This window comes from Croceicoccus hydrothermalis (assembly GCF_022378335.1).
Classification (GTDB): Bacteria; Pseudomonadota; Alphaproteobacteria; order Sphingomonadales; family Sphingomonadaceae; genus Croceicoccus; species Croceicoccus hydrothermalis.
On the sequence record NZ_JAIQCI010000029.1, the window covers coordinates 12,686 to 37,853 of the forward strand.

The 25,168-nt window shown below is 62.5% G+C and carries 33 protein-coding genes; 23 read left to right on the forward strand and 10 right to left on the reverse strand.

What is annotated here, in order from left to right; genetic code table 11:
- Positions 1–23: 23 nt before the first annotated feature.
- Both K4G67_RS14255 and dksA read right to left on the reverse strand, forming a co-directional pair.
- Positions 24–392: a PilZ domain-containing protein gene (locus K4G67_RS14255; protein ID WP_239806995.1), complete on the reverse strand. Its 369-nt coding sequence runs from the start codon at positions 390–392 to the stop codon at positions 24–26.
- A gap of 179 nt (positions 393–571) precedes the next feature.
- Complete coding sequence (gene dksA / locus K4G67_RS14260) at positions 572–1,027, reverse strand: RNA polymerase-binding protein DksA (RefSeq protein ID WP_239806996.1); 456 nt, start codon at positions 1,025–1,027, stop codon at positions 572–574.
- 365 nt (positions 1,028–1,392) lie between these two features.
- Here dksA and K4G67_RS14265 point away from each other — a divergent pair, with 365 nt between their 5' ends.
- A complete protein-coding gene (locus K4G67_RS14265) occupies positions 1,393–1,740 on the forward strand; it encodes an SEL1-like repeat protein (RefSeq protein ID WP_239806997.1) in 348 nt (115 codons plus the stop codon).
- Between the two features lie 12 nt (positions 1,741–1,752).
- Here the strand turns inward: K4G67_RS14265 and K4G67_RS14270 are convergent, their stop codons facing one another.
- Genes K4G67_RS14270 through K4G67_RS14290 form a run of 5 tightly spaced genes read right to left on the reverse strand, consistent with a single transcriptional unit; the run spans position 1,753 to position 5,011 of the window.
- A complete protein-coding gene (locus K4G67_RS14270) occupies positions 1,753–2,871 on the reverse strand; it encodes a GNAT family N-acetyltransferase (RefSeq protein WP_275588912.1) in 1,119 nt (372 codons plus the stop codon).
- A gap of 20 nt (positions 2,872–2,891) precedes the next feature.
- Positions 2,892–3,629 (reverse strand): glycerophosphodiester phosphodiesterase family protein, encoded by a 738-nt coding sequence (locus K4G67_RS14275; protein ID WP_239806999.1) that lies wholly within the window; start codon positions 3,627–3,629, stop codon positions 2,892–2,894.
- Positions 3,630–3,633: 4 nt separating this feature from the next.
- Positions 3,634–4,104, reverse strand: a complete 471-nt coding sequence (locus K4G67_RS14280; protein ID WP_239807000.1) for a RidA family protein — start codon at positions 4,102–4,104, stop codon at positions 3,634–3,636.
- Positions 4,101–4,730, reverse strand: coding sequence for an HAD family hydrolase (locus tag K4G67_RS14285; RefSeq protein ID WP_239807001.1), 630 nt, complete (start codon positions 4,728–4,730; stop codon positions 4,101–4,103). The genes K4G67_RS14280 and K4G67_RS14285 overlap by 4 nt, the downstream gene beginning before the upstream one ends.
- Positions 4,727–5,011 carry a DUF3572 domain-containing protein gene (locus K4G67_RS14290; RefSeq protein WP_239807002.1) on the reverse strand — a complete coding sequence of 95 codons (285 nt, stop codon included), beginning with the start codon at positions 5,009–5,011 and terminating at the stop codon, positions 4,727–4,729. Before K4G67_RS14290 ends, K4G67_RS14285 begins: the two co-directional genes overlap by 4 nt.
- 78 nt (positions 5,012–5,089) lie before the next feature.
- On the opposite strand from K4G67_RS14290, the gene K4G67_RS14295 reads away from it, so the two are divergent.
- The 3 genes from K4G67_RS14295 to spt all read left to right on the forward strand — a co-directional run bounded on the left by K4G67_RS14295 (position 5,090) and on the right by spt (position 7,114).
- Positions 5,090–5,470, forward strand: a complete 381-nt coding sequence (locus tag K4G67_RS14295) for a response regulator (protein WP_239807003.1) — start codon at positions 5,090–5,092, stop codon at positions 5,468–5,470.
- A gap of 137 nt (positions 5,471–5,607) precedes the next feature.
- Complete coding sequence (locus tag K4G67_RS14300; protein ID WP_202086253.1) at positions 5,608–5,850, forward strand: acyl carrier protein; 243 nt, start codon at positions 5,608–5,610, stop codon at positions 5,848–5,850.
- A 4-nt stretch (positions 5,851–5,854) separates the two neighbouring features.
- Positions 5,855–7,114, forward strand: a complete 1,260-nt coding sequence (spt, locus tag K4G67_RS14305) for a serine palmitoyltransferase (protein ID WP_239807004.1) — start codon at positions 5,855–5,857, stop codon at positions 7,112–7,114.
- Positions 7,115–7,135: 21 nt separating this feature from the next.
- Here spt and K4G67_RS14310 read toward each other — a convergent pair whose 3' ends face one another.
- The gene (locus tag K4G67_RS14310; RefSeq protein ID WP_239807039.1) at positions 7,136–7,783 is read right to left on the reverse strand and encodes a YqaA family protein; all 648 of its coding nucleotides are present in this window, start codon (positions 7,781–7,783) and stop codon (positions 7,136–7,138) included.
- Between the two features lie 215 nt (positions 7,784–7,998).
- On the opposite strand from K4G67_RS14310, the gene K4G67_RS14315 reads away from it, so the two are divergent.
- From K4G67_RS14315 to K4G67_RS14405, 19 genes are all read left to right on the forward strand, one after another.
- The gene (locus K4G67_RS14315) at positions 7,999–8,493 is read left to right on the forward strand and encodes a hypothetical protein (protein WP_239807005.1); all 495 of its coding nucleotides are present in this window, start codon (positions 7,999–8,001) and stop codon (positions 8,491–8,493) included.
- Positions 8,490–9,818, forward strand: coding sequence for a DNA-packaging protein (locus tag K4G67_RS14320; RefSeq protein WP_239807006.1), 1,329 nt, complete (start codon positions 8,490–8,492; stop codon positions 9,816–9,818). Before K4G67_RS14315 ends, K4G67_RS14320 begins: the two co-directional genes overlap by 4 nt.
- A gap of 9 nt (positions 9,819–9,827) precedes the next feature.
- The gene (locus K4G67_RS14325) at positions 9,828–11,015 is read left to right on the forward strand and encodes a phage portal protein (protein WP_239807007.1); all 1,188 of its coding nucleotides are present in this window, start codon (positions 9,828–9,830) and stop codon (positions 11,013–11,015) included.
- Positions 11,012–11,320 carry a DUF6127 family protein gene (locus K4G67_RS14330; RefSeq protein WP_239807008.1) on the forward strand — a complete coding sequence of 103 codons (309 nt, stop codon included), beginning with the start codon at positions 11,012–11,014 and terminating at the stop codon, positions 11,318–11,320. The genes K4G67_RS14325 and K4G67_RS14330 overlap by 4 nt, the downstream gene beginning before the upstream one ends.
- Positions 11,321–11,370: 50 nt before the next feature.
- The gene (locus tag K4G67_RS14335; RefSeq protein ID WP_239807040.1) at positions 11,371–11,808 is read left to right on the forward strand and encodes an HK97 family phage prohead protease; all 438 of its coding nucleotides are present in this window, start codon (positions 11,371–11,373) and stop codon (positions 11,806–11,808) included.
- Between the two features lie 140 nt (positions 11,809–11,948).
- Positions 11,949–13,088, forward strand: a complete 1,140-nt coding sequence (locus tag K4G67_RS14340; RefSeq protein ID WP_239807009.1) for a phage major capsid protein — start codon at positions 11,949–11,951, stop codon at positions 13,086–13,088.
- 145 nt (positions 13,089–13,233) lie between these two features.
- Complete coding sequence (locus tag K4G67_RS14345) at positions 13,234–13,797, forward strand: head-tail connector protein (protein ID WP_239807010.1); 564 nt, start codon at positions 13,234–13,236, stop codon at positions 13,795–13,797.
- Positions 13,794–13,970, forward strand: a complete 177-nt coding sequence (locus tag K4G67_RS14350) for a hypothetical protein (RefSeq protein WP_239807011.1) — start codon at positions 13,794–13,796, stop codon at positions 13,968–13,970. Before K4G67_RS14345 ends, K4G67_RS14350 begins: the two co-directional genes overlap by 4 nt.
- On the forward strand, positions 13,960–14,349 hold the full coding sequence (locus K4G67_RS14355) for a DUF3168 domain-containing protein (RefSeq protein WP_239807012.1): 390 nt from the start codon (positions 13,960–13,962) through the stop codon (positions 14,347–14,349). Before K4G67_RS14350 ends, K4G67_RS14355 begins: the two co-directional genes overlap by 11 nt.
- Before the next feature lie 24 nt (positions 14,350–14,373).
- Positions 14,374–14,787, forward strand: coding sequence for a phage tail tube protein (locus K4G67_RS14360; protein ID WP_202086266.1), 414 nt, complete (start codon positions 14,374–14,376; stop codon positions 14,785–14,787).
- Positions 14,787–15,104, forward strand: coding sequence for a gene transfer agent family protein (locus K4G67_RS14365; RefSeq protein WP_420830047.1), 318 nt, complete (start codon positions 14,787–14,789; stop codon positions 15,102–15,104). The genes K4G67_RS14360 and K4G67_RS14365 overlap by 1 nt, the downstream gene beginning before the upstream one ends.
- Complete coding sequence (locus K4G67_RS14370) at positions 15,101–15,316, forward strand: phage tail assembly chaperone (RefSeq protein ID WP_239807014.1); 216 nt, start codon at positions 15,101–15,103, stop codon at positions 15,314–15,316. Before K4G67_RS14365 ends, K4G67_RS14370 begins: the two co-directional genes overlap by 4 nt.
- Entirely contained in the window at positions 15,309–15,878 is a 570-nt protein-coding gene (locus K4G67_RS14375; protein ID WP_239807015.1) for a tail tape measure protein, read from the forward strand. Before K4G67_RS14370 ends, K4G67_RS14375 begins: the two co-directional genes overlap by 8 nt.
- A 16-nt stretch (positions 15,879–15,894) precedes the next feature.
- Complete coding sequence (locus K4G67_RS14380) at positions 15,895–18,243, forward strand: phage distal tail protein, Rcc01695 family (protein ID WP_239807016.1); 2,349 nt, start codon at positions 15,895–15,897, stop codon at positions 18,241–18,243.
- Positions 18,240–19,061, forward strand: a complete 822-nt coding sequence (locus tag K4G67_RS14385) for a DUF2163 domain-containing protein (RefSeq protein WP_239807017.1) — start codon at positions 18,240–18,242, stop codon at positions 19,059–19,061. Before K4G67_RS14380 ends, K4G67_RS14385 begins: the two co-directional genes overlap by 4 nt.
- On the forward strand, positions 19,058–19,456 hold the full coding sequence (locus tag K4G67_RS14390; RefSeq protein WP_239807018.1) for a hypothetical protein: 399 nt from the start codon (positions 19,058–19,060) through the stop codon (positions 19,454–19,456). The genes K4G67_RS14385 and K4G67_RS14390 overlap by 4 nt, the downstream gene beginning before the upstream one ends.
- Positions 19,457–19,472: 16 nt before the next feature.
- Complete coding sequence (locus tag K4G67_RS14395) at positions 19,473–21,662, forward strand: phage tail protein (protein WP_239807019.1); 2,190 nt, start codon at positions 19,473–19,475, stop codon at positions 21,660–21,662.
- Positions 21,663–21,680: 18 nt separating this feature from the next.
- Entirely contained in the window at positions 21,681–22,196 is a 516-nt protein-coding gene (locus K4G67_RS14400) for a DUF2793 domain-containing protein (RefSeq protein ID WP_239807020.1), read from the forward strand.
- 161 nt (positions 22,197–22,357) lie between these two features.
- The gene (locus K4G67_RS14405) at positions 22,358–23,473 is read left to right on the forward strand and encodes an OmpA family protein (protein ID WP_239807021.1); all 1,116 of its coding nucleotides are present in this window, start codon (positions 22,358–22,360) and stop codon (positions 23,471–23,473) included.
- Between the two features lie 61 nt (positions 23,474–23,534).
- On the opposite strand, the gene queC is transcribed toward K4G67_RS14405, so the two are convergent.
- Positions 23,535–24,227 carry a 7-cyano-7-deazaguanine synthase QueC gene (queC, locus tag K4G67_RS14410; RefSeq protein WP_239807022.1) on the reverse strand — a complete coding sequence of 231 codons (693 nt, stop codon included), beginning with the start codon at positions 24,225–24,227 and terminating at the stop codon, positions 23,535–23,537.
- 44 nt (positions 24,228–24,271) lie between these two features.
- The gene (hslO, locus tag K4G67_RS14415; RefSeq protein WP_239807041.1) at positions 24,272–25,159 is read right to left on the reverse strand and encodes an Hsp33 family molecular chaperone HslO; all 888 of its coding nucleotides are present in this window, start codon (positions 25,157–25,159) and stop codon (positions 24,272–24,274) included.
- Positions 25,160–25,168 lie beyond the last annotated feature (9 nt).

Genomic DNA, 25,168 nt, shown 5'->3' on the forward strand with positions numbered 1-25,168 from the left:
ATGCACGCGCCGAGTTGAAAGGGTCAGCTTGGCGAGACGTTGCCGAGCGCGCCTTCGCGCGGGGCGGGTTCGCTTTCGCCGATGGGAAACTGCACAAGCGACGAATCGATTTCAGTATCGAACGCAATGCCGCAGCGATCTCCGGCGGACCACGCAACCTGTCCCGCGACCCAGCCGATCCGCGGCAGCGTCACCCAGATCGCCTGTCCGCGCGTCACGCGCATCGCCCCTTCGGCAAGGGTGCCCGCATCGGAGATATTGCGCAGTTTCACGCGATAGGGTGCACCGTCGCGTTCAAGCCGCACCTCCGTCACGAGGAACAGCGATTCGCGCTCATGACGCCGGGAATTGACGCCCTTGGCGGTCATCTGGGTGCTGTCACCTTGTGTCATGTACCTATCCCGAATGCAGCCGTCCGTGCCCGCGGCTTGAAAAGAGGTGCCGCTCACGACACTCACGCGAAAAGGTTAAGGTAAATTTAAAGCAGCGGGAAACCAGTGCACAGCGCATCCTGCCTTCCCGCTGTCCCAAACAGGCACAGTCGCCGCCGCGCCCATATGACCACGCCGGTTCAGTCGTCGCGGGAAATCTTCTCGCGCCGCTCGTGCGCTTCCTGCGCCTCCACCGTCATGGTCGCGACCGGGCGCGCGATCAGACGGCCTATGCCGATGGGATCGCCCGTCACCTCGCAATAACCGTATTCGCCCTCGTCGATGCGGCGCAGGGCCGAATCGATCTTGGCGATCAGCTTTCGCTGCCGGTCGCGGGTGCGCAATTCGATGCCCCAATCGGTCTCGCTCGACGCGCGATCGTTAAGATCGGGTTCGCGCAAGGGACCGTCCTGCAATTGCTGCAACGTGCCGGCCGATGCGCTGAAAATCGAATTTTTCCATTCGGTCAGCAGGCTGCGAAAAAATTCCTGCTGATCCTCGTTCATGTATGGCTCGTCCGCGCTCGGGACGTAATCGCCCTCAACCTTGCGGCGCGCCTTGGCCAATACGTCCAGTTCCGATCCAACCCCGTCCATTTCACATTCCTCGCCATCGCGACACCGGCCGGGCGCGTGGCCCCGGCCTTCCCCATGGCGCGGCGCTATAGTTACAAGCAATACCGCGCACAAGCACGCTGATGGCCGAGCGCCTAGCCCAGTATGCCTTAAGCTTTCCCGAACGCCGAGAAATCCATCCATTTCGGTCGCGAAAGTGAAATACCGTCACGCCGCGGCAATGCCAGCCGCCTAAATCGCAGGGCGTAACAAAGCGTTTTGCCGGAGTAGAGCCCATGCAACGAGCCCGCGTTAACCTATTCTTGATGCGCATGCGCAAGCTTGTCCCTATCGCCGCCCACGGGGTGGCGGGAAGGTTTGGAGCTGTTTTACAAGGGGCTGACGGCATGGCATATTGCAATCAATTCGAACCGGACGATACGGCTGTCGTTTCGCACATCGGCGGCCGCGGCCCGGGTGTCGCCGTGGTGGTGGACCAATGTCTGACCGCCTATTGGGCGGGCGACAACAATGCCTTGTTCGATCTGGGCGTCGTGTTTTCGACCGGCTCCAACGGTGCACCGCGCGACCTGGTCGAGGCGCACAAATGGTTCAACATCGCGGCGGCAACTGGCCATGAAGAAGCGGCGATAAGCCGTTCCGAGATCGCCGAGGAAATGAGCAGCCGTGAAATCGGCGAAGCACAACGCCGGGCCCGCGCGCATATGGCCACGATGATGAAACGCGCCGCGTAAGGCTCCGACCGGCTAGCCGCGCCTGAACGGGGCGAGGTCCTGAAGGGCGGATTTGCTCGCGTCGATGCCTTCGCTTTCCCGGCGCAGAAAATCCGCGACGGCGCGCCGAAAATCGGGGTTCGGTATGAAATGCGCCGATGTGGTGCGTACCGGTTCGTATCCCCGCGCCAGCTTGTGCGAGCCTTGCGCGCCTGCCTCGACCCGGGAAAGCCCGCGTGCGATGGCGGCATCGATCGCGCGGTAATAGCAAAGCTCGAAATGCAGGAAGGGCTTGTCGACGAGCGCGCCCCAGTAGCGGCCGTACAACGCGTCCGGCCCGATGAAATTGAGCGCACCGGCCACCGGCGTCCCATCCTCGAATGCCAGCAGCAGGAGCACCTCCTCTGCCATGTAGGCGCCGATCAGGTCGAACGCCTCCCGCGTGAGATAGGGCGTGCCCCATTTCCGCGCCCCCGTATCCTGGTAAAATTGCCAGAACGCGTCCCAATGCTCCGGTCGGATGTCATCACCCGTCAGGTCGCGTATTTCGAGCCCTTCGACAGCGCGTGCGCGTTCCTTGCGGATCGCCTTGCGTTTTCGGGAGGCGAGCGAATCGAGAAACGCGTCGAAATCGGCGTAACCGCGATTGGTCCAGTGAAACTGAATATCGTGACGCAGCAGCCAGCCGGCCCGTTCGAAAAGCGCATGCTGCGCAGGAGCGACGAAGGTCGCATGCGCGGATGACAGCCCTTCGCTCTCGCAAAGCCGTTCGACCGCAGCGAGGAGCGTGAAGGCGACATCGTCGTCCGCGGCAAGGACACGCGGCCCGGTGGCGGGCGTGAACGGGACGGCGATCTGCAACTTGGGATAGTAGGATCCGCCTGCGCGTTCCCATGCATCGGCCCATCCGTGATCGAACACATATTCGCCCTGGCTATGCGTCTTCAGATAGGCGGGTGCGGCGCCCAATATCGGGGCATCGGACGCTTCTCCTGCATGAAGTGTCAATGGCAAGGGGGTCCAGCCGCTATGGCCGCCGACGCTGCCCGATTGTTCGAGCAGGGTGAGGAAGCGATGGCTGGTGAACGGATTGCCATCATGGTTCAGCGCATCCCACGCCGCTGCATCGAGCGCCCCTACCGAACCGTTCAATCGTATGGTCGCGCTCCCACTCACGCGATGCCCTTGCCTTCCGCGATGGGCGCGTCGCAACTGCGTTTTGCGAGCTTACGCTGCTTCTTCGTGCGAACCGTCCAGGTGAGCGCAATCATGCCGCGCGCCCTTTGCCGGGCGATGAAGGGGTCGGGAAGGTCGCGAATGTCACAGGCAAGGAAGTCGGGTCTCGACCGCGTGATTGCAAGCGACCGTGCGGTGCGAAAGGCAAATACGCCGCCCGATTCGCGATATTCACGGCGCCCCGTCACAAGCCCCCGCGGACGATTCGGTACGACATCCGCGAACCAGCGGACGATATCGCGATCGAAGCTCATGATGGCGGCTTTCCCTCGATAATGGCGCAGCGCCTTCGCTACCGATCGGCACAGGCCTTGCGACGGCATGGTCCGGTGCGACTTGATCTCGATCAGCACTGGAACGCGCCCCGCGACCCGGCGCAGCAATGTTTCCAAGCGCCATAACGTGCCGCCACCGCGCAGGCCGATCGGCTCCAGCCCCGCGGCGTCGAAATCGCGCAAGGCACCGACGCTTTCGGTCAGTCGCTCCAGCGTCCAGTCGTGAAAGACCATGGCGTGGCCGTCGCGGCTCGCCTGTACATCGCATTCGATGCCATAGCCGCGTGCGACGGCCGCCTCGATCGCGGCGCGGGAGTTTTCGGGACAGCCGTCCCCATGCAGGCCGCGATGGGCATAGCGCCATTCGCCGAGCCAGCGAAAATCCGCCCGCGTCGCCATGGGTTCAGCCGGCGCGTATCTGCAGAATAGCGTCGATTTCGACCCCGGCGCCCAGCGGCAGGACGGGTACGCCCACCGCGCTGCGGGCATGGCGCCCGGCTTCACCCAGAACGTCGAACATCAATTCGGACGCGCCGTTGGCGACCTTCGGCTGATCCGCGAAATCGGGCGTGGAATTGACGAAAGCGCCGAGTTTGACGACGCGTTCGATCCTGTCGAGCGCGCCCAGCGCCTTTTTCGCCTGCGCAAGGATCATGATGCCGCACGCACGCGCCGCGGCCACGCCTTCGTCGAGAGAAAGCGATTCGCCGAGCCGCCCCTTGACGATTTCGCCGTTCACGAAGGGAAGCTGTCCCGAAATATGCAGCATGCCAGCGGCCTCGACCGCCGGAACATAGCTTGCGACGGCGGCGGCCGCTTCGGGAAGGACGATGCCGAGCTTGGCCAGCCGTGCCTCGATTTCAGTTTCGGTCATGCGTTTTCCTTTTCAAAACGATCGAGTAGCCAGGGCAGCGCCGCATCCCATTCGTCGATCCGCGCATGGGCGTCGCCCGCCTCGAACGCGCAATCGACATGGGCGGCGACACCCGGTTCGCCCACGAAATGCAGGCGCGTCACGTTCGGCGCAAGTTTGGCCACCGAGTTGTGGTGGACCGACAGGTCGTCGATGAAGAATGCGCGCCGGTGCTCGCCGTGCTCGGCCATGATCCTCATGAGCGCCGGACCTTTGGGCCCCTGATTGGTGTAAACCGGAACGTCGAGACCGAGATCGCGCAATTGCCGCGTCCGGGCATCGGCGCGAAAATCGTTGAGATTGGTCAGCACGACGACCTCCGCCTGCTCGGCCAGGGCGTGCATGGCGGCGATGGCGCCGGGCACCTCGTCCTGCCGGTGCATTTCGGTGTCGAAAAACCCGTTCAGCAAGCGCCACATCTCTTCCTGCTCCAGCGCGAGGTCGCTGCCACGCCGCCGCATGCCGTCCAGAAATCCGCGCGACAGGTCGAATTCGACATCGTGCGCCTCGTCCAGCCAGTCACGAAAATGCACGACCATGCGCAGCAGCACCTCGTCGCAATCGGTGATGACCAGCGGCTTGCTCATTCGTAATTCCTTCCACCCAAGGCATGGCGTGCCGCGATGATGCGCCCCGGTTCGCATTGCAACGCATCCGCCGCGGCCAGAAGATCGCTTTCGTGATTGGCAAGAAAATCGAGAACGGCGAGCTGCACGCCGGGTTCCCGCAACCCCTCGCGCAGGGAATCCGGCGTCAGGCCGGTGAGCGAAAGCAGCCGTTCCGCCCGCCCATCGTCCGAAAGAACCCACGAAAGCGCGAGCAGCGCCGTCGTTTCGGCATTGTCTTGGTTTAAATTCGGATCAATCATTGCCAAAGGTTCATCTGTGGTTCATTTTCGGTGCGAACGATCATCGCGATCGGCGCATACCACGCAAGGGGGACCGATGTGACGAAAAGGGTGTTCGTTGTCGAGGACAACGATCTAAATCGCAAGCTTTTCTGCGATCTTCTGGTCGCGCATGGCTTTGTCGTCGAACCCAATGCGGACGGCAATGATTTCATCGAGCGCGCCGCCGCCTTCGCACCCGATCTGGTCGTCATGGACATACAGCTTCCCGAATTATCGGGTATTTCACTTATCGAGGCGATGCGCAGCGATACGCGGCTCGCGGCTGTGCCGGTCTTGGCGGTGACCGCCTATGCCGGAAAGGGTGACGAGGAGCGGATCCGTGTCGCGGGCGCGGAAGGATATCTGGCGAAGCCCGTTTCGATCGCGGCGTTCATGGCGGCCGTCACCCGCTTGTTGCAGGGGTGTGTCGTAGCCTGAAGCCGCGTCCCGGCCGCACCCGAAGGAGATTCTGAACCCTGTCCGCACGCGTTCTGGATCGCCGCGAAGCTTGACAGCGGCGCCGCGCCCCGCTTTGCCCATCGGCCAGACGCAGTTTGCCGGAGATTGTCCACGCCATGGACCGCGAAGATACCAAGGCCCGCATCGATACGCTGATCGAGCCGTTCAACAAGAAGAACGTCGAGATCACCGAGAGCACCAGCTTTGCCAACGATCTGGAATGGGACAGCCTGACCGTCATGGATTTCGTCGCCGCGGTGGAGGATGAATTCGACATCATCATCAGCATGAACCAGCAGGCCGAGATCGAGAATTACGGCCAGCTGGTCGATGCCGTGGCCAAGCTGCGCGAAGGGTAATCCCATGACCGAAGCGAGTGCACAGCCGCACAAGCCCCAGCCCCCCGCGGAGCCGGAGGGCGCGGTCGCCGACCTGTTCAGCAAGTTCGATCCGTTGATGAAGCAGCGTCGCGAACTGCTCGATACCGGGGTGACTGATCCGTTCAGCCTGGTGATGGAGCGTGTGCTTTCGCCGGTGACGGCGATCTGCAACGGGCGGGAAACGATCCTGCTCGGCACCTATAATTACATGGGCATGACCTTCGATCCCGACGTGATCGAGGCGGGCAAGACCGCGCTGGACGATTTCGGGTCGGGCACCACCGGCAGCCGCGTTTTGAACGGCACATATAGCGGGCATCGCGAGTGCGAGGATGCGCTGCGCGAATTCTACGCCATGGATCATGCCATGGTGTTCTCCACCGGGTATCAGGCGAATCTCGGTATTATTTCGACCATCGCGGGCAAGGGCGATTACGTCGTGCTCGATATCGATTCGCATGCGTCGATCTGGGACGGGTGCGCGATGGGACAGGCCGAGGTGGTGCCGTTCAAGCACAATGACATCGACGCCATGGAAAAGCGGTTGAGGCGTATTCCCGAAGACGCGGGCAAGCTCGTCATTCTCGAGGGGGTCTATTCCATGCTGGGCGACGTCGCGCCGCTTCAGGAAATGGTCGCCGTCGCGAAGAAACACGGCGCGATGGTACTGGTCGACGAAGCGCATTCGATGGGGTTCATCGGTGCGAATGGGCGCGGGGTCGCGGAGGCGGCGGGCGTCATCGACGATGTCGATTTCATCATCGGCACGTTTTCAAAAAGCGTGGGCACGGTTGGCGGTTTTTGTGTCTCCAACCATCCCAAGTTCGAGATCATGCGCCTCGTCTGCCGGCCCTATGTCTTCACCGCGAGCCTGCCTCCGTCCGTGGTCGCTACGGCCACGACCTCGATCCGCAAGCTCATGCATGCGGGCGAGAAGCGCGAGCATCTGTGGACCAATTCGCGGCGTCTGCACCTCGGTCTGCAAAAGCTTGGCTTTACCCTCGGCACCGATGCACCGCAAAGCGCGATCATCGCGGTGATCATGCCCGATCTGGAGCAGGGCGCGGCCATGTGGGAGGCGCTGTTGCGCGAAGGGCTTTACGTCAATCTTGCCCGGCCCCCGGCAACGCCGGCGAACATGACATTGCTGCGCTGCTCGCTGTGTGCGGAACATTCCGAGGAACAGGTAGAGCAGATCCTCGCCATGTTCGAAGCGGCGGGCAAGGCGGTCGGGATCCTCTGATCCCGGCCCGCCCGGCGGCGTTCATGGAGCGTCGCTGCGCTGTACGCTGGTCGCCGCTTCGCAGGCATCGGCCGGGTTTTCCCCGTCCCCGCCAATGAAGGACAGCATGGCGAAGCCGCCGACCAGAAGCACGATGAATACGGTGGTGAGCAGCCCCAGATATTTGTCGATGAACCGCTTGATCGGTGCACCAAAGACGCGGAACAGCACACCGACCGTCATGAAGATCAGCGCCCTTCCCGCGATGCTTGCCAGCACGAAGGGAACGAGCGCCATTTCGATGAAGCCCGCGGTGATCGTCAGCAGTTTGAAGGGCACCGGCGTTGATCCGGCGACAAGAATGATCTCCCAGTCCTTTTCGCGAAGATAGCACGCCGCGATCGGAAACTTGTCGGCAAGACCCAGCGCGCCGAGCAACGCCTGCCCGATCAGCTCGTAGAGAAAATAGCCGATCGCATAGCCGAACAGCGCCCCGATCACCGAAGCCGCCGTCGTAATCGCGGCATAGCGGATGGCCCGCTCAGGCCGGGAAAGGCACATCAGGCCCAGCAAGGGGTGCGGCGGAATCGGAAAAAAGCTCGATTCCATGAAGGAGATCAGCGCGAGCCAGCGCTCGGCATGGCGATGTCGGGCCCTTTCAACCGTCCATTCATAAAGATCGCGGAGCAGGCGCATCGTTCGTCAATCTCCCCAGTGACGCGTTGCCTTAGGCAATATCAAGCGTGAGCGACAGAGCGAATACAACCATTTGTAACCTATATGGCACTTTTGTATTGACATCGTCACGCTTTTTGGTTAGGTAAGAGGAACATCGCGATAGACCGAGTCGGCGCCGAGGGGATGGCGTCGACGTTCAAGCGATGTCAGCAACATCGGAGAACGCCATGCCCAAGGCAAACCAGGACAACGCGTCGGGTCCGGCAAAGGACTGGCGCCCGGCTTTTCTCGAAAAGCTGTCGCAATCGTCGAATGTGGCACTGTCTGCCCGCGCCGCAGGTGTCGATGTCAGCACCGTCTATCGCGTTCGCCGCACCGAAGCCGCCTTCGCCCGCGAATGGTTCGATGCCTTGTGCGATGGATACGATGCCATGGAAATGGATCTGCTGCACCGGCTTCGGGCGGGCGAACTCGAAGGTGGCGACGCCAAGACGCGCAAGAAACGCCGGTTCGACAACGCCAATGCGCTGCGCCTGCTCGCCGCGCATCGCCAATCGGTCGGCAAGGCTCGCGCCCTTCGCGATCAGAAGGACGAGGAAGCGACGCTGGCCTCGATCAACGCCAAGCTGGACCGGATGCGCGAACGGATGCGCGCCGCCAACGAACTGCTGGGAAATGATGGCGAACAAAGTGGCAACATTTCGCCGTCCGATCACGGATGAGGCTCGCCGACAGGCTCAACTGGCTGCTCACACTTCCCGCGAAGGACCGGCTCGCCGTCCTCGACCTGTTCGACGATGCGGAGCGGGAGGAGCTGCGCTGGCACTGGGAACTTTGGGCGAGACCCGAACAATTGCCGCCGCCGGGAGACTGGCGGACGTGGCTCATCTGCGCGGGGCGCGGGTTCGGAAAGACCCGCGCGGGGGCGGAATTGGTCCGCATGGTCGTCCGCCGCAACCCGGAGGCGCGTATCGCGCTTGTGGGGGCGTCGCTGGCGGAGACGCGGGCGGTGATGGTGGAAGGGGAAAGTGGAATACTGGCCACATCCCCTCCCCATAGCCGCCCCGTTTTCGAACCCTCGCTCCGCCGGCTGACCTGGCCGACAGGGGCGCAGGCGTGGCTCTATTCCGCCGCGGAACCCGAAGGTTTGCGCGGTCCGCAACACAGCCATGCATGGTGCGACGAGATCGCGAAGTGGGAAATTGCTGGCGAGCGTGCGACGCGGGCGTGGGACAATCTGATGCTCGGTCTTCGCCTTGGCGAATGTCCGCAGGTGCTGGCGACGACCACGCCCAAATCCGTCGAATTGCTAAAACGCTTGATGGCCGGCGAGACGACGGGCGAAACCATCGTCACGCGGGGCACGAGCTATGAGAACGCGGCCAATCTTCCGGCCCGCTTTCTCAAGGATATTCGCGCCGATTTCGGGCGCAGCGCCATCGGGCGGCAAGAGCTCGAAGGTGTGTTGCTCGAGGATGTCGAGGGCGCCTTGTGGACCCGCGACATGCTCGAAAACTGCCGCGAGACGGCGGGAGCCGCCATGGAGCGCGTGGTCGTCGGCGTCGATCCGCCGGCGAGTGCGAAAGGCGATGCGTGCGGTATTGTCGTTGCCGGATTGGGCACCGACGGCATCGCACGCATCCTGGCCGATTGTTCCGTCGTCAAGCCCACGCCCGAACAATGGGCGCGGGCGGCGGCGGGGGCGGCGCGCATGTGGAACGCGGACCGCGTCGTCGCCGAAGCCAATCAGGGCGGCGCGATGGTGGAAAGCGTCATGCGCGCCGCCGATGTGAACCTGCCGATCAAGCTGGTCCATGCCAGCCGCGGCAAGGTCGCCCGCGCCGAACCTGTTGCCGCGCTCTACGAAGCGGGGCGGGTCCGGCACCAGGGCGTGTTCGCCGAAGTCGAAGACGAAATGTGCGCGCTGGTGTCCGGGGGCGAATATCACGGCCCGGGCCGGTCGCCCGACAGGGCGGATGCGTTGGTCTGGGCGCTGACCGAATTGATGCTGAATCCATCCGGACGCCCGCGGATCTGGGTGCAATAGGAGCCTTTTATGTCATTTCTCGAAACGCTGGGCGCGGCCTTCAAGGCCGCCCCGGCCGCGCGTCCGCCATTGGCGCCGCCCTTCGCCTCGCCTTGGCTTTTTGCCGATGCGGGTCCGGGGGCCGCGCCCTACGAATACCGCAACTCGGTAAGCTCGGCGTTTCTGGACAATCCGGTCGCGCAGCGCGCCGTGCGCATGGTGGCCGAAGGTGTCGCGAGCACCCCGCTGGTGCAGACAGACGAGACGGTGATGAAACTCGTCGCCGCGACCAGCGCGGGGCAGTCCCTGCTCGAAACGCTGGCGGCGCAGGTTCTGCTGCATGGCAATGGCTACGTGCAGATCATCAAGGATGCCACCGGCACGCCTTGCGAACTGTTCGCGTTGCGCCCCGAACGCATGACGGTCGATCCCGGCCCGGATGGCTGGCCGCGGTCGTGGCGCTATCGGGTCGGCGAAAACCTCGTGACGCTCCCGGTGGAGGATGACACGCAGCATCCCAATGTCGTGCATATCCGCACGTTCCACCCCGGCGACGATCATTACGGCGCAGGCAGCCTTTCGGCGGCGCATCAATCGGTTGCCATTCACAATGCGGCGGCACGCTGGAACCGGATGCTGCTCGAAAACGCGGCAAGGCCGTCCGGGGCGATGGTGTACGATGCGGGAGACGGGTCGACGCTGACCTCGGAACAGTTCGAGCGGTTGAAGGCGGAACTCGCCAGTGCATTCCAGGGCAGCGGCAATGCCGGACGGCCCATGCTGCTCGAAGGCGGGCTGAAATGGCAGAGCCTGTCGATGTCGCCCGCGGACATGGATTTCGCCACGCTGAAATCTTCGGCCGCGCGCGACATTGCGCTGGCATTCGGCGTGCCTCCGATGCTGCTTGGGCTTCCGGGGGACAACACATACTCCAACTATCGCGAGGCCAATCGCGCGCTATGGCGGCTGACCCTGTTGCCGCTGGCGAAGAAGATTCTCGATGCCTTGAACGAGGCCCTGGTCGCCTGGTGGCCGGACGTTTCGCTCCGGGTCGATCTCGACCGGGTGCCGGCGCTTTCCGAAGATCGGGAGAAGCTGTGGAGCCAGGTCAACGACGCCGATTTCCTGAGCGAGGATGAAAAGCGCGCGATGCTGGGCCTGCCGCCGCGCGCATCGGCGGAAGAGAGGGGCACGCCCGGAAAGGACGGTACCAAATGAACCGTGAAGACATGCTTGCCCGGCTCATCGCGCAGGCAGAGGACACGGGCGGCGATCTGGTGACCATGCGCGCTGTGGTGGAAGAAGCGAGCGAGCTTGGCGCGGCGCGCGTGTTGACCCGCATGGGTCTCGACGATGCGACCGCGCATGGCGACCTTGCCGAATTGCGTGAATTGCTGCGGGCCTGGCGCGATGCGAAGCGCAGCGCGTGGAAGGCCGTGATCGATTGGACGGTGCGCGGTATTCTTGCCCTGCTGCTGTTCGCCATTGCGATGCGCCTCGGCGCGGGGGGGATTTTTCGATGAGACTGGAAACCACGATCGATGGCTCGGCGCTCCCGCCGGCGCTGACCCGCATGCCGACGGATGATTTCGGCGCGATTCGCTTTGCCGGCTATGCCGCGTTGTTCGATACGCCCGACGCCGGGCGTGATGTCATCCGGAAAGGTGCCTTTGCGCGCAGTCTGGCGCAGCGAAGGCTGAGCGGCGAGGCCGTGCCCCTGCTTTGGCAGCATCGGCCCGATCAGCGTATCGGCTGGGTCGAAAGGATTACCGAGGATGATCGCGGCCTGAGGATCGTGGCGCGCATCGACCATCCCAACAGCATGGCGGCCAAACTCCTTCGAAAGGGTTCCCTTTCGGGGCTGTCCTTCGGTTATCGGACCGGTGCTTCATCGTCCACGCGGCTCGAGGACGGCGGTGAAGGACGCGAGTTGCAGGTGGTCGACCTTTTCGAAGTCAGCCTCGTCACCCGGCCCATGCAGCATGGCGCCCGCGCCCATTTCGTGACCTGACAAACCGCTGCGAACGCAGCCCGCTTTTTCCCATTCGCTTCGCCAAGCAAGCGATGCCCATGCCGCCCGCCTGCGAGCGGCACCCCGAACGGCCGCCCCCAAAAGGCGGCCTTTTTCACGTGCGAAAGGTTATTTTCCCCATGGATATGGAATACAAGACGGAGAGCCTCGACGCTTCCTTCGACATCGTTGCCCGTCAGGATGCCGCCGATGACAAGATCAAGGCATTGCGCGGCGATGTCGACGAAATCCGCAACAGGCTCGACAAGGTCAGCCGGGCGGCGGCACGCCCTGTGCTCGACGGCGGCCAGCCCACCCGGACCGCAGAGGTCGAAGGGTTCGTGGACGGCTATCTGCGCAGCGGCCGCGAAACCGAGCTCAAAAGCATGTCGGGCATGGTGCCAGGCGATGGCGGCTATGCCGTTCCGCGCGAAATCGACGCCATGATCGCCCGCACGCTCTCCAACATCAGCCCGATCCGTCAGATCGCACAGGTCGTACAGACCGGCACCGCCGGCTATCGCAAGCTGATCACGGCGGGCGGCACCGCCTCCGGCTGGGTCAGCGAAACAGCGGCCCGGCCCGAAACTTCGACCCCTGCGTTCCACGAAATCGCCCCACCGACCGGCGAGCTTTTCGCCAACCCTGCCGCGAGCCAGGCAATGCTGGACGATGCAGGGTTCGACCTCGAAATGTGGCTTGCAGGCGAGATCGCCGCGGAATTCGCACGGGCCGAGGGCAGCGCCTTCGTTTCGGGCACCGGCGTCGATCAGCCTTCGGGCTTCCTCAACTCTCCGCTCTCCACGCTCGACGATGCGGCGCGTGGGTTCGGCGCGCTGCAATATATCGGATCGGGTGACGAGATCGGGTTCGATTCGGAGCCCGAAGCACGGCTCATCGATCTCGTGCATACGCTCAAGGCTTCGCATCGCCAGGGGGCGAGCTGGGTCATGAATTCGTCGACCTTGGCGGCGGTGCGCAAGCTGAAGACGACCGATGGCGCATTCCTGTGGCAGCCCGGCATGGTCGAAGGCCAGCCGGATCGTCTGCTGGGCTATCCGATCGTGGAAGCAGAAGACATGCCCGATATCACGACCGGTGAATGCCCGATCGCGTTCGGAAATTTCCGCGCCGGATATCTGATCGCCGAACGCTCGGCGACCGCGATCCTGCGAGACCCGTTCACGCACAAGCCCTTCGTCCACTTCTACGCGACGAAGCGGATCGGCGGGCAGGTACTCGATTCCGAAGCGATCAAGCTGCTTCGCATCGAGGCCTGATCCGGAACCTTTCGGAAGCTTTCGCTTCTGCAGGGATGCGTGTGTGTCCCCTTCGCGCATTCCGAACTGATGCGCCCGTGCATGGCCCTAACGCCGATGCACGGGCGCATTTTTTTGCCCCAACCGACACGAAAGGCTGCCCATCATGAAGCGCGCCATCATCGCGCCCGTGCCATTGCCGGCCTCGGCCCTTGCCGAACTGAAGCAATGGCTGGGCATCAACACCACGCGCGAGGATGCGCTGCTGACCGCCCTGCTCCATTCTGCGCTCGATATTTGCGAAAGCTACACCGGCTTGCGCCCGATTGAGGCCTATTGCGAAGAAATCTGGCCGACCCGAACAGAAACCGCGCCCGGACAGTGGCAAACATTGTCCACCCGGCCGGTGCAGCGGATTGCATCCATCGAGACCGTCTCTCCCGACGGGGTTCGCGCCCTTCTTCCATCCGATTCCTTCGCCATGGAGCTGGATGCCGACGGAACAGGGCGTTTCCGTATCATCAATCCTCATGGCGCGCGCAGGGTGGCCGTGCATTTCACCGCCGGGATGGCCCCGGGGTGGAACGCACTTCCGGATGCACTGCGTCAGGGTGTGTTGCGGCTCGCGGCGCATCACCATCGCGCCCGCGACACAGGCGACGGGACGCCGGCTCCGCCAATGGCGGTGACCGCTTTGTGGCAACCGTGGCGCCGGATGCGCCTCATATGATCCGCGCCGACGTCATCTTCGAGACGGCGCGCCTTGTTTCGGCGGGCCTCAACCGGGCGCGCGTGCGCCGCAAGACGGGCCGCCACGTGCCGCCTGAGGAGCGCTGGCGCCGCGCTGACTGGTTGTGGCCGGACCTTGCGTTCCATGATCGGGAGAAATCCGATGGAAATTGAATTGCGCAGCGTGATGCTCAACGCCTTTGCCGACAATCCGGTTCTGTCGAGTGAGCTGAACGCGATCACGGAAGAGGCGCCGGCACGCGCAAGCCTTCCCTGGCTCGCTATCACGACGAGCGCCAGCACCGACTGGAGTCACAAGACCGGGCGCGGCCGCGAGGTTCGCGTCGCCGTCGAATTGCAATGTCGCGGCGACGATCCCGCGACGGCGGCGCTGCTCGTCCGGCGCATCGAAAAGGCGATCGAGGATCTTTCCGAAGAACAGGACGGCTTCACCATCGTGAGCGCGCATTTCCTTCGCGCCCGAACGGAGCAGCGTCGCCCCGCTGTCCGCGCCATTCTGTTCGAATATCGTTTCCGCCTTCTGGCGCACTGACCCTTTCCCAACGGAGAACACCCCATGACCGCACAAAAAGGCAGCGCATTCCTGCTCAAGATCCGCAATGCCGAAAGTCCGGGAAGCTATCGTACCGTCGCCGGCCTGCGCACGACGCAGATGTCGATCACCAGCGACGCAGTTGTCATCACCAGCAAGCTGTCCGGCGGATGGCGCGAATTGCTTTCGGGTGCAGGGGTGCGGCAGGTTTCCGTCAGCGCCGCCGGCATCTTCCTGGGAAGCGAGGCGGAAAACGCCATGCGCGACCACGTTCTCGCCGGTACCATCGACGATTATGAATTGAGCTTCGAGGATGGCGCGCGCATGCAGGGCCGGTTCCTTGTCCAGCGGCTCGATTACGCCGGCGATTTCAATGGTGAACGTAACTATACCGTCTCGCTCGAAAGCAGCGGACCCGTTGTCGCGGTGCCGGCATGATGCCCGGCGATACGGCCAATCCCGCACGCGGTGAGGCAGCGATCGCGATAGCCGGTCGCAAACGTCGCCTGCGCCCCAGCTTCAGCGCTCTTGTCGCAGCCGAGGACGAGCTTGGCCCGCTGTTCGAACTGGTCGAACGTGCTGGCGATGGCCGGCTCAAGCTGACCGAGATGACCGCCTTGTTCTGGCATTGCCTCGCCGATCGCGGCGATATCGGGCGCGAGGACGTCGGCGAGGCGATCGCCGCGCAGGGGCTGGCCGCGAGCGCCGCGCCGCTTCGCGCGATACTCGCCCAGATCCTCCAGGGCAGCGGATGAGCAGCGCGCGGGAGGGGACATTCACCTCGGTCGCCGAACGCCTGTGCGGTCATTCGGCCATGTTGCTCGGATGGCGACCGGAGGAATTCTGGGAAACGACGCCGGCCGAACTGGCCTGCATCCTGACGGCGATGCGCAGCCCCGAGACGGGCGCGGTAGCACCGCTCGCCCGCGGTGAGATGCAGCGAATGATGGAGCGCGACAATGGATGAAGAACTCGACACGATGCTGATCGACGTGCGGGCCAGCACGCAAGGTTTCGCCAGCGACATTGCCAAGATGCGCGCCGATTTCGACAACACGCTGACCGCAGGTTTCGATCGGGCAGGCAGCGTGCTCGAACGTAGCCTTCTGGGTGCGATACGGACCGGCAATCTCGGTTTTGAGGATCTGAAGCGTACCGCGATGCGGGTTCTCGACGAGATTGCCGGGCGTGCACTGCGGACAGGGCTCGACCAGATCTCAAGCGGTGGCGCCGGCGGATTGCTCGGGATCGGCACGGGCCTTCTGGGTGCCGTGCTCGGCCTGCCGGGGCGGGCGACAGGGGGCAACGTGTCGCCCAACATGCCTTATCTCGTGGGCGAGCGCGGTCCGGAACTCTTCGTACCCACCAACGCAGGGCGGGTTGAAACCGGGCCTGTCTCCGCGCCGGCGCGAGATGTGCGCGTATCGATCAATCTCGTGACGCCGCCCGGAAGTAACTCTGCACAAAGCCTGCAGCGCTCCAGCCGCCAGGTCGCAAGCGCAGTGCGCCGGGCTTTGCTGACACAATGAAAGAAAGGGGGCCATCGTGGCTTATTGGCTCGCGAAGAACCGCAAAGGGCAGGAAACCGACTATATTCAGCGTTTCGATCCCCGTTTCTGGACGGTAAACTTTCCGCGCCCGATGATGGCGGCGGTAACGACGACCGCTGTGGACGCCCTGCGCGTGGATTGCACTTTCTACCGGGCCGACGACCTTGCCGGGCTGATCTGGGACAGTCTGGACACGATTGATCATCCGCTGACCGCCTATGCCACGAACCGGGATTACCGGCGGCTGAAACTTTCGTTTCGCTGGCGCTCGACAGGGATCATGCCGCTGGACGCGATAAACGGGCCGACGCTGACCATTGAAGGGCGCGATGCCGATGGCCGGCCCCGTGCCTGGTATGTGCGCCTCTGGAACTATGCGCAGGGCACGCCGCAGGACGCGCGCATCACGCTTGATTTTTCCGATCTGGACGGAGGTTTTCTGCTTCCTGAGGAGGCGGATCCGGTACATTGCGCCGATATCGACAGGTTGTTTCTTTCGCTGGTTCCGCCCGAATACGATCCCGTTGGCGGTGATCTGCCCGCCGCGGTCGAGAGCTTTGTCGAAATCAGCGATATTGCCGTGGATGGCGCGAACGCCGTTCTGGAGATTGGCGATGTGATGGTCCCGCCGCATGGCATCGGCATGTGCACCGCCTTTGACGATAGCGGCACGCAGACGCCGGCACGTCTGATCCGGAATATCAGGGCTCTCGGCTACCGCGGGGAAATCGTTCACTATATGGGAATGAGCCATTATTTCCGGCTCGTTGCGATCGGAAATGAGCAATATCGGGTGGATGATCAGGCTCCGGCGCTCAACAACGCGGCCGCCGTCTGGCATCTTGCTTTTTTCTCCGAATGCCGGCGGACCGGCTTTGAACCTATCGCATCGCTGTCTTACGAACTTCTGGCCATGCATTGCCCGCCGGAATGGCAGCAGCGCGACGCGGATGGCAATCCTGCGCAGACCGGGTGGGATCCCCCATCATCGCTTTTGTCGCCAGCAAACGAAGAGGCGATGAACTATCTTCAGCGGGTCGGCCGCGCGGCTGCAGCTTTGATGAACCGGGCCAGAGTTCCCGTGCGATTTCAGATCGGCGAACCGTGGTGGTGGATGTTTTCGGACGGACGCATTTGCCTATATGATGATGCGGCGGTGGCTCGTTTCGGGGGGAATCCCCCCCGCATCGACACGCTGACGGCCCCGCTGAATCAAGCGCAGAAACAGCTTCTCGACACCGCTGGTGCACTGCTTTCCGCATCCACGAAAGCGTTGGGAGAGGCCGTAAGCGACGAGGCGGGGGGCGTAGTGGATCTGCGCCTTCTGGCGTTCTTGCCGACCGTGCTGGACCCCGCAATGCCCGAAGCCCGCCGCGCGAACCTCCCCGTCGGGTGGGCCTACCCGGCCTTCGACCGGCTCCAGCTTGAGGATTACGACTGGCTCACCGCCGGCCGTGCCAATTTGCGGGAAGTAGCATACGCCGAAACGGATGCACGCCTGAAATATCCGAAGGCCTTGCAGGATTACCTGTCGGGCTTCGTCCTCCTCGCACGCGATGCGTCGCGCATGTGGCCTCTCATCGACGAGGGGCTGGACGAGGCGGCCAAACGCGGCGTGCCGCGCCGCTTCGTATGGGCATCGCCGCAAGTGATGCGCGATGGTTACGTTCGCCTGCCAAAGAGCGGGCCTCACGATGACGAAGGGGATAATGACATGAAAGCCTTCGACGATATTCCGTACCCGCTCGCACTGGGCAACGGCACGGCGGTGATGCCGGAGTTTTCGACCAGCATCGTCGTGACCGCTTCGGGACACGAGCACCGCAATACATTGTGGTCAGATGCGCGTTTGAAATTCGATGTGGGTCCGGGCATTCGCTCCGAAGATGAACTCGGCGTCCTGCTTTCGTTCTTCCGGGCGCGGCGCGGTGCCGCGCGCGGATTTCGCCTGCGCGATCCCAATGATTTCAGCTCCATGGCAATGTCGGGTGCGCCGACACCGTATGATCAGCTTCTGGGAATTGGCGATGGCGTTCGCACGCGTTTCGAACTGGTGAAGCATTACGGTGTGGGAAGTGATGCGCAGATCCGCCGTATCACCAGGCCGGAGCCGGGCACTGTCATGGTCAGCGTGGACGGGGTCGAGACCGATGCGTGGACGCTCGATCATCTGGGCGTCATACACCTGAACAGGCCCGCGCCGCGGAATGCGGATGTCCGTGCCGGCTTTCTCTTCGACGTTCCGGTTCGGTTCGCCGAAGATCGCATAGAGGTAAATAGCGCGGTCTTCGCAGCCGGCGAAGCACCAAGCGTACCGCTCATCGAATTGCGGGAGGCCGTATGACCCGCCACTGGTTTTCCGGCGAACTGGAAACAGTTGCGAGCTACTGGCGTGTCTACCGTCGTGACGGGGTGACGCTTGGCTTTACCTCGCATGACCGGGATCTTCTTATCGACGATATTCGACATCGCAGCGCCCCCGGCATGGTGCCGTCGGCGATCCGAATGACCGCCCAACTCGACCCGGACAGTGCCGAAGTCCAAGGTGCACTCAATCACGAAGCGATCACTGGCGACGATCTCGTCGCTGGCCGTTACGATGATGCCAGGGTCGAAATCGGGATTGTCGATTGGGAAAATCTGGAAAACGAGATTCTCTTTTCCGGGACGATCGGGCGGGTTGCCCGCGATGGGGAGGCGTTCGAGGCCGAACTGACATCGAGCAAGGTTAGCTTGTCGATTGATCCCATCCCGCGGACAAGTCCGACGTGTCGTGCGCTCTTCTGCGGTCCTGGATGCAATCTTTCGAGTGCGCGCCATAGCCATGAAACGAAGATCGTCGCGGTCGACAGCAGTCAGAACTCCGTTTCCATATCCGGCCAGATGGCCGCCACGGACTTTCTCGATGGCACGCTGCGATGGCTCGATGGCGATGCCGCCGGAGCGGTTCATCGTGTCATCGCCGTCGACGGCGCGAGGCTTCTACTTGATCCTGACATCCCGGAAGACATCGGTCCAGGTGCGCGCGCGCTTTTGCGCGAAGGGTGCGATCACCGGCTTCGAACCTGCGCGGAAAGATTTAGCAACGCCATCAATTTTCGAGGCGAGCCGTTTCTTCCGGGTAACGATCTGCTCACGCGCTATCCGGTCCCCGGATCGTGATCGGCGAACAGCTTGCGCATGCCGCGATGCAGTTCTTGGAAGCCCCGTTTCGTATTCACGGCCGCGATCCGGCCACCGGCCTTGATTGTATTGGCCTGCTCCATGCCTCGCTCTCGAAAATCGGAAGGGTGGCGCAACTGCCGGTGGGTTACAGGCTGAGAAACGACGATGTCGAACGCTATCTCGGCTATGCGCAGAAATGCGGACTATGGCCCGCAGATGGAGACGCGCCGGGCGACGTCGTTGTGGCCTGGGTTCATCGCATGCAGCCCCACCTGGCAATCCGCGGCTTCGGCCCCGATTTCATTCACGCACATGCAGGTTTGCGCAAGATCGTTGCCGGGCCGATCGATCGGGGGTGGAGCATAGCCCATCGTTGGCGCCTTTCCCTATAACGAAGGAGAACGAAAGATGGCTACATTGGTACTGACGGCCGTCGGCACGGCTCTTGGCGGTCCGCTCGGTGGGGCGCTTGGGGCATTGGCCGGACGGTCCGTCGATCAGGCGATCATCGGCACGCCTTCGCGAGAAGGGCCGCGGCTCAAGGACCTGTCGGTTACGATGTCGAGCTATGGGCAGCCGCTGTCGCGCATTTTCGGCACGGTGCGCACCGCAGGAACGATCATATGGGCGACCGACCTCGTCGAACGCAAGGAAAGCACCGGCGGCAGCAAGGGCCAACCGGGGGTCACGAGCTATTCCTACTCGGTATCTCTCGCCGTCGCCCTGTCGAGCGCGCCGATCAAAGCGATCGGCCGGATCTGGGCAGACGGCAATCTTCTACGCGGCAGCGCGGGCGATCTGAAAGTCGGCGGCAGGATGCGACTCTATCGCGGATTTGGGGATCAGCCGCTCGACCCGCTTATCGCGAGCGACCGAGGAAGTGATCGAACGCCAGGCTTTCGCGATGTGGCCTATGTCGTGTTCGAGGATCTCGACCTTTCCGAATTCGGAAACCGTATTCCGGCCCTTACGTTCGAAATCATCGAACGTGACGGCGACATCCGGCTGATTGACATGATCGACGGCGCTTCGGCTGAGGTGGACGTGGCATTGCCGGGATTGCGCGGGTTTAGCCACGAAGCTGGCTCCTACGCGGCACTTCTTGAGGAACTATCGACCGCCTACCCCCTCGCCTGCGATAGCCGCAATGAAACGCTCGCTCTCGTGGACGCGACGCCCGATGCGGTACGAACGCCGGTTGTTCTGCCGCCGACCGCTATGGGCGCGGGCGACGATTTCGGGGGGCGCACCGGTATCTCGCGTCAGCGTGCTGCAAAGTCGGACCGGACCGAAATCGCTCTTCGCTATTACGACAAGGACCGCGATTACCAGCCGGGCCTGCAACGCAGCGGAGGCCGAGCAGTGGTCCAGGGGCCGCAAACCATCGAATTTCCCGCCACGATGCACGCAGACGATGCGCGAAGGCTTGCCGATCGCATCGCGGCGCGCAGCGATGCACGCCGCGATGCGATGGCCTACAGCATTGCGACGATACATCCCGACATTCGTCCCGGCGCGCATGTCATCGTGCCGGGTGAGCGTGGGCTCTGGCAGGTTCTGTCATGGGAATGGCGGGAGAGCGGCATCGAACTGGAGCTTGAAGCTCTCCGCTCGCTCGGGCAGATTGGACATATGCCGACGGGCGCGACCGGACAGGGAAATCCGCCAGTCGACCGGATTGGAGGATCGACGGCCCTGGCCGCCTTCGAACTGCCCTGGGACGGGGTGGGACCGTCCGACGTACCGACTGGATACGCTGCGGTATCGTCCGATGCGGCTGGGTGGACCGGCGCTGCACTCTATAAAAAAACGGGTGATGGCGGGCTTGCATACATCCGGCCGGCGCTACGCACCCGTGCGGTCATTGGAACGCTAACGACGCGGCTTCGCGCCGCCTCTCCCCACATCATCGACCGAGACGGCAGCGTCATCATCGAATTGCTGCCGAGCGACCAGGCACTTGTCGACTGCGATATGGCGTCGCTTGCCAACGGTACGAATCGAGCCCGGATCGGTTCGGAAATCGTCCAGTTCGCAAACGCTATCGCTCTTGGCGATGGGCGTTGGCGGATCGAACAGCTTCTTCGGGGTCGCGGCGGTACGGAAGCTGACATTGCCGATCATGAACCAGGGACCCAATTCGTGCTTCTCGATGACCGGCTCACCCCGCTTCCGCCAGCGGCAATAGACAACCCGGTACCAGACACCATCGTAGCGCTTGGCAATGCGGATCCGGAGCCGGTGGCAGCCCTGTTCGAAAGCGCGGGCCTGTCGTTGCGGTCGCTCGTCCCTGTTCATGGCCGCGTCCAAACACTAGCTGATGGATCGATCTCGGTGAATTGGGTCCGCCGGTCGCGCGGCGGATGGCAATGGCTCAATCAGGTCGAAACACCCTTGAACGAAGCGAGCGAGGCCTACGAAATTTCGGCGCGAACGACAGATGGCGAAACCCTTTTCTGGGAAACCAGCACCTCCAGCCTTCTGATCTCGCCGGTCGACGCTGCGCGGCTTGCGCCCCTTGCAAAGGTCGAAATTCGACAGCGCGGGCGCGTTTCCCTGTCGCTACCTCTCGTTCTCACGCTGCCCGCCGCCCATTAGATTTGAAAGGAATATCCCATGACCGCACCGGTGACGTTCGACGACAGCACGCCAAGCTTTGCCTTGCCCATGCTCTATGCCGCGCAAGCGCAGAAAGAATATTTCGTCAACGAAGCGCTTTCTCGTATCGATGCATTGATTCAATGCGTTGTGGAGGGGATTGCGTCCAGCGAACCCGTTAACCCCCAGAACGGTCAGAACTGGATCGTAGCCAATGCAGCAAGCGGAGCGTTTCACGGACAGGACAACAAGATCGCATGCCGTCAGCAGGGGCAGTGGCTTTTCGCCGCGCCGAAGCCTTCAATGCTCGTGTTCGATCGCACACTTGGCAAGCAGCGTCGGTTCGATGGCGAAGGGTTTATGCGCAGGAAGTCGAACTCCCGGCCGGAGGCTCCAACATCGACACCGAGGCCAGGGCCGCCGTCGCCGCGCTTCGCGAAGCATTGGTCCGCGCGGGCATTTTCGCGGGCGGGGAAGAAATTGCATCGTGACGGGAACGAAGCGACAGATCGTTGGTTTTGCCCGGTAACGTGAGGGTAGAATTTAAGCCTATTGTCGAAGTGACCGCTCTGAGAATTTGGTGATGCGCAAATGCAACGCATTACAATTCTTCGGCGCTTGCGTGCGTTTATAATGGACGGTAGAAGCTGCACCGTGGCCTCTATCAATAGTTTGGATAATAAGGGGAAACGCTTATGCGTAAACTCGTAATAGGCATGGCAATGGCCTCGACAGTCATCGCCTCGCCGGCTTTTGCCCGCGACAATGCATGGTATGTCGAACTGAATGCCGGTCCGATGATCGTCGAAGACATGGACTTTGACGTTGACGCCGTCGGCAACGCGGCAAGCGCCGACTTCGAATATGGCGGTGATTTCGGTGGTGCGGTCGGTTACGACTTCGGCATGTTCCGTCTCGAAGCAGAAGGTGCCTACAAGAAGGCCGACATCGACGAGCTGGAATCGAATTCCTCGATCCCGAGCTTTGGCAATGACGATTTCGTGAATGGCGTTTTCGACGCCAACGGTTCGGTTGACGTGCTTTCCTTCATGCTGAACGGCATGGTCGATTTCGGCGATGACGATGGCATTCAGGGCTTCGTCGGCGGCGGTGCTGGCGTGGGTCGTCTGGATGTGGACACCACTCTCAACAGCAACGGCCCCGGCTTCCTCGACGATTCCGACACCCGTTTTGCGTGGCAGGCGATTGCCGGCGTGCGTGCAGCGTTGACCGACACGGTCGACGTTGGCCTGAAGTATCGTTACTTTAACCTGGATGGCGCTGATTTCATCGACAGCGTCGGCCGCGACGCTTCGGGTGATTTCACCTCGCACTCGCTGCTCGGTACGTTGACCTTCAACTTCGGCATGGCACCGCCGCCGGCTCCGGTCGCACCGCCGCCGCCCCCGCCGCCCCCGCCGCCCCCGCCGCCCCCGCCGCCGCCGGCTCCGGTCGCGGAATGCAACACCGGCCCCTATATCGTGTTCTTCGATTGGGATTCGGCCGAGGTTACGCCGGAAGCAGCAACCATTCTAGACAGCGCGATCAATGCCTACGGCAATTGCAACCGCGTTCCGATCATGCTGGCTGGCTACACCGACCGTTCGGGTACGGTGCAGTATAACCAAGGCCTGTCCGAGCGTCGTAACCAGTCGGTTCGCTCGTACCTTACGGCTCGCAGCATTCCGGGTACCGCCATCACCAGCCAGGCGTTTGGTGAGGCCAACCCGCGTGTTCCGACTGCGGACGGTGTTCGCGAACTGCAGAACCGTCGGGTGGAAATCACCTACGGTCCGGGTTCGGGCATGTAAGCAGCCGATCACCATCGGTAAGAGAAAGGGGCCGGAGAAATCCGGCCCCTTTTTTGTGTCTTTAGTCAGGATAATCGAGAGGGTCGTTTTCTCCTATTTTGCGAAACCCATCTCTCCGCAACCGACAGCTGTCGCATAGCCCACAAGGCCGACCATCGGGACGCGGATCATAACAGGACCAACTCATCGCCGGGTCGAGCCCGAGGCGCAGCGCTTCCGCTGCGATCTCATCCTTTCCCATATGCTGAAGCGGCGCTCGGATACGAAAACGGCTGCCCTGCGCGCCAGCCTTCGTCGCGAGATTGGCTATGTTCTGAAAAGCAGCGACGAATTCCGGACGACAATCAGGATATCCGGAATAATCGAGTGCGTTCACCCCGATGAAAATATCCTCCGCTCCAATCGTTTCTGCCCAGGCAAGGGTAAGCGACAGGAAGACAAGGTTTCGCGCGGGCACATAGGTCACGGGGATCGTATCGCCCAATCCACCCTTCGGCACCGCAATGTCATCGGTGAGCGCTGAGCCGCCGAAAACACTTAAATCCAATGGCAGGATACAATGGCGCGTCGCGCCCAGTGCCTGGGCAATCCGGGCAGCACTTTGCAGTTCGCGCCTGTGCCGTTGATTATAGTCTATAGTGAGAGCATTGATGGTATAGCCATGCTCTTTCGCGATGCCCGCCGACACCATGGAATCTAGCCCGCCTGATAGCAGGACGACCGCCGGCTTCTGGCTTTGATTGTTTTCAGTCATTCCGAATCGCTACCGTTCGGCACCACCGCATGCAAGCGGGGGCGTCAAACTTCGATCCGGAACACCTTCGAACAAAACGCGCAATCGACGTGGACCAGGCCATCGTCGGCCCGCATCTCGATCCGTTCTTCGGGGGGGAAGCGAGAGAGCACGTCGATGTAGTGTTCGGCCGTGCATCGGCATCCGCGCATCAGAGCAGGCATAGGCTCGATGCGTATCTCGTTTTCTTCGTGGAACAGACGCCATAATATCTGCTCGATCGTCAGCGATGGATCGACGAGTTCGAAATGCCGAACGCTCCCGCCCATGACGGCGATATGCTCCCAGTCCGGATGGTCCATCTTCACATGGAGTCTCTCGCGGCCTTCTTCGCCCTGCGGCAAATGCTGAATCAGCAGTCCGCCGGCAAAACAATGCGTACCATCGAAACGGACCGCCACGCGCAAGATCGTCGGCACTTGCTCGGACTGACGAAAATAGCTCTCGCACGCCTGGGCAAGGTCGGAGCCGTCCAGCGGTACGATACCCTGGTAGCGCTGCTTCTTTTCGGCCAAGTCGAACGTCATCGCCAGATGCGCGCCCTCGCCGAAAAGATCGCAAAGTGACGTGTTCGACCCATGCGCCACGAGCCGCTCCGCATCGTATTTGACGTAGCCACGCACGGCACCATCACGGTAATCGCATACCAGCAGGTCGATCAGTCCCGAAGCCGACTGCGCCTGCATGGTCAGCTGTCCACCTTCCCCTTTCAGAAGCGAGCCCATGAGGGCCGTCAGCACGAGTGCTTCTGCAAGAAGGTGGCGAATTGGCGGCGGATAGTCGTGCGCCGACAGGATAGTGTCGAGGACCGGGCCCATCCGAACACAACGCCCGCGGGCGTCGCGATCGGGAATCGAAAACGCGACGAGCGAATCGAAAACGGATTCCGGCATATCAACCTT

What these genes read in the sequence shown, in the direction of transcription:
- K4G67_RS14255 (WP_239806995.1), bottom strand. Translation starts at nt 392, where the DNA reads ATGACACAAGGTGACAGCACCCAGATGACCGCCAAGGGCGTCAATTCC.
- dksA (WP_239806996.1), bottom strand. Translation starts at nt 1,027, where the DNA reads ATGGACGGGGTTGGATCGGAACTGGACGTATTGGCCAAGGCGCGCCGC.
- K4G67_RS14265 (WP_239806997.1), top strand. Translation starts at nt 1,393, where the DNA reads ATGGCATATTGCAATCAATTCGAACCGGACGATACGGCTGTCGTTTCG.
- K4G67_RS14275 (WP_239806999.1), bottom strand. Translation starts at nt 3,629, where the DNA reads ATGGCGACGCGGGCGGATTTTCGCTGGCTCGGCGAATGGCGCTATGCC.
- K4G67_RS14280 (WP_239807000.1), bottom strand. Translation starts at nt 4,104, where the DNA reads ATGACCGAAACTGAAATCGAGGCACGGCTGGCCAAGCTCGGCATCGTC.
- K4G67_RS14285 (WP_239807001.1), bottom strand. Translation starts at nt 4,730, where the DNA reads ATGAGCAAGCCGCTGGTCATCACCGATTGCGACGAGGTGCTGCTGCGC.
- K4G67_RS14290 (WP_239807002.1), bottom strand. Translation starts at nt 5,011, where the DNA reads ATGATTGATCCGAATTTAAACCAAGACAATGCCGAAACGACGGCGCTG.
- K4G67_RS14300 (WP_202086253.1), top strand. Translation starts at nt 5,608, where the DNA reads ATGGACCGCGAAGATACCAAGGCCCGCATCGATACGCTGATCGAGCCG.
- spt (WP_239807004.1), top strand. Translation starts at nt 5,855, where the DNA reads ATGACCGAAGCGAGTGCACAGCCGCACAAGCCCCAGCCCCCCGCGGAG.
- K4G67_RS14315 (WP_239807005.1), top strand. Translation starts at nt 7,999, where the DNA reads ATGCCCAAGGCAAACCAGGACAACGCGTCGGGTCCGGCAAAGGACTGG.
- K4G67_RS14320 (WP_239807006.1), top strand. Translation starts at nt 8,490, where the DNA reads ATGAGGCTCGCCGACAGGCTCAACTGGCTGCTCACACTTCCCGCGAAG.
- K4G67_RS14325 (WP_239807007.1), top strand. Translation starts at nt 9,828, where the DNA reads ATGTCATTTCTCGAAACGCTGGGCGCGGCCTTCAAGGCCGCCCCGGCC.
- K4G67_RS14330 (WP_239807008.1), top strand. Translation starts at nt 11,012, where the DNA reads ATGAACCGTGAAGACATGCTTGCCCGGCTCATCGCGCAGGCAGAGGAC.
- K4G67_RS14335 (WP_239807040.1), top strand. Translation starts at nt 11,371, where the DNA reads ATGCCGACGGATGATTTCGGCGCGATTCGCTTTGCCGGCTATGCCGCG.
- K4G67_RS14340 (WP_239807009.1), top strand. Translation starts at nt 11,949, where the DNA reads ATGGATATGGAATACAAGACGGAGAGCCTCGACGCTTCCTTCGACATC.
- K4G67_RS14345 (WP_239807010.1), top strand. Translation starts at nt 13,234, where the DNA reads ATGAAGCGCGCCATCATCGCGCCCGTGCCATTGCCGGCCTCGGCCCTT.
- K4G67_RS14350 (WP_239807011.1), top strand. Translation starts at nt 13,794, where the DNA reads ATGATCCGCGCCGACGTCATCTTCGAGACGGCGCGCCTTGTTTCGGCG.
- K4G67_RS14355 (WP_239807012.1), top strand. Translation starts at nt 13,960, where the DNA reads ATGGAAATTGAATTGCGCAGCGTGATGCTCAACGCCTTTGCCGACAAT.
- K4G67_RS14360 (WP_202086266.1), top strand. Translation starts at nt 14,374, where the DNA reads ATGACCGCACAAAAAGGCAGCGCATTCCTGCTCAAGATCCGCAATGCC.
- K4G67_RS14365 (WP_420830047.1), top strand. Translation starts at nt 14,787, where the DNA reads ATGCCCGGCGATACGGCCAATCCCGCACGCGGTGAGGCAGCGATCGCG.
- K4G67_RS14370 (WP_239807014.1), top strand. Translation starts at nt 15,101, where the DNA reads ATGAGCAGCGCGCGGGAGGGGACATTCACCTCGGTCGCCGAACGCCTG.
- K4G67_RS14375 (WP_239807015.1), top strand. Translation starts at nt 15,309, where the DNA reads ATGGATGAAGAACTCGACACGATGCTGATCGACGTGCGGGCCAGCACG.
- K4G67_RS14385 (WP_239807017.1), top strand. Translation starts at nt 18,240, where the DNA reads ATGACCCGCCACTGGTTTTCCGGCGAACTGGAAACAGTTGCGAGCTAC.
- K4G67_RS14395 (WP_239807019.1), top strand. Translation starts at nt 19,473, where the DNA reads ATGGCTACATTGGTACTGACGGCCGTCGGCACGGCTCTTGGCGGTCCG.
- K4G67_RS14400 (WP_239807020.1), top strand. Translation starts at nt 21,681, where the DNA reads ATGACCGCACCGGTGACGTTCGACGACAGCACGCCAAGCTTTGCCTTG.
- K4G67_RS14405 (WP_239807021.1), top strand. Translation starts at nt 22,358, where the DNA reads ATGCGTAAACTCGTAATAGGCATGGCAATGGCCTCGACAGTCATCGCC.
- queC (WP_239807022.1), bottom strand. Translation starts at nt 24,227, where the DNA reads ATGACTGAAAACAATCAAAGCCAGAAGCCGGCGGTCGTCCTGCTATCA.
- hslO (WP_239807041.1), bottom strand. Translation starts at nt 25,159, where the DNA reads ATGCCGGAATCCGTTTTCGATTCGCTCGTCGCGTTTTCGATTCCCGAT.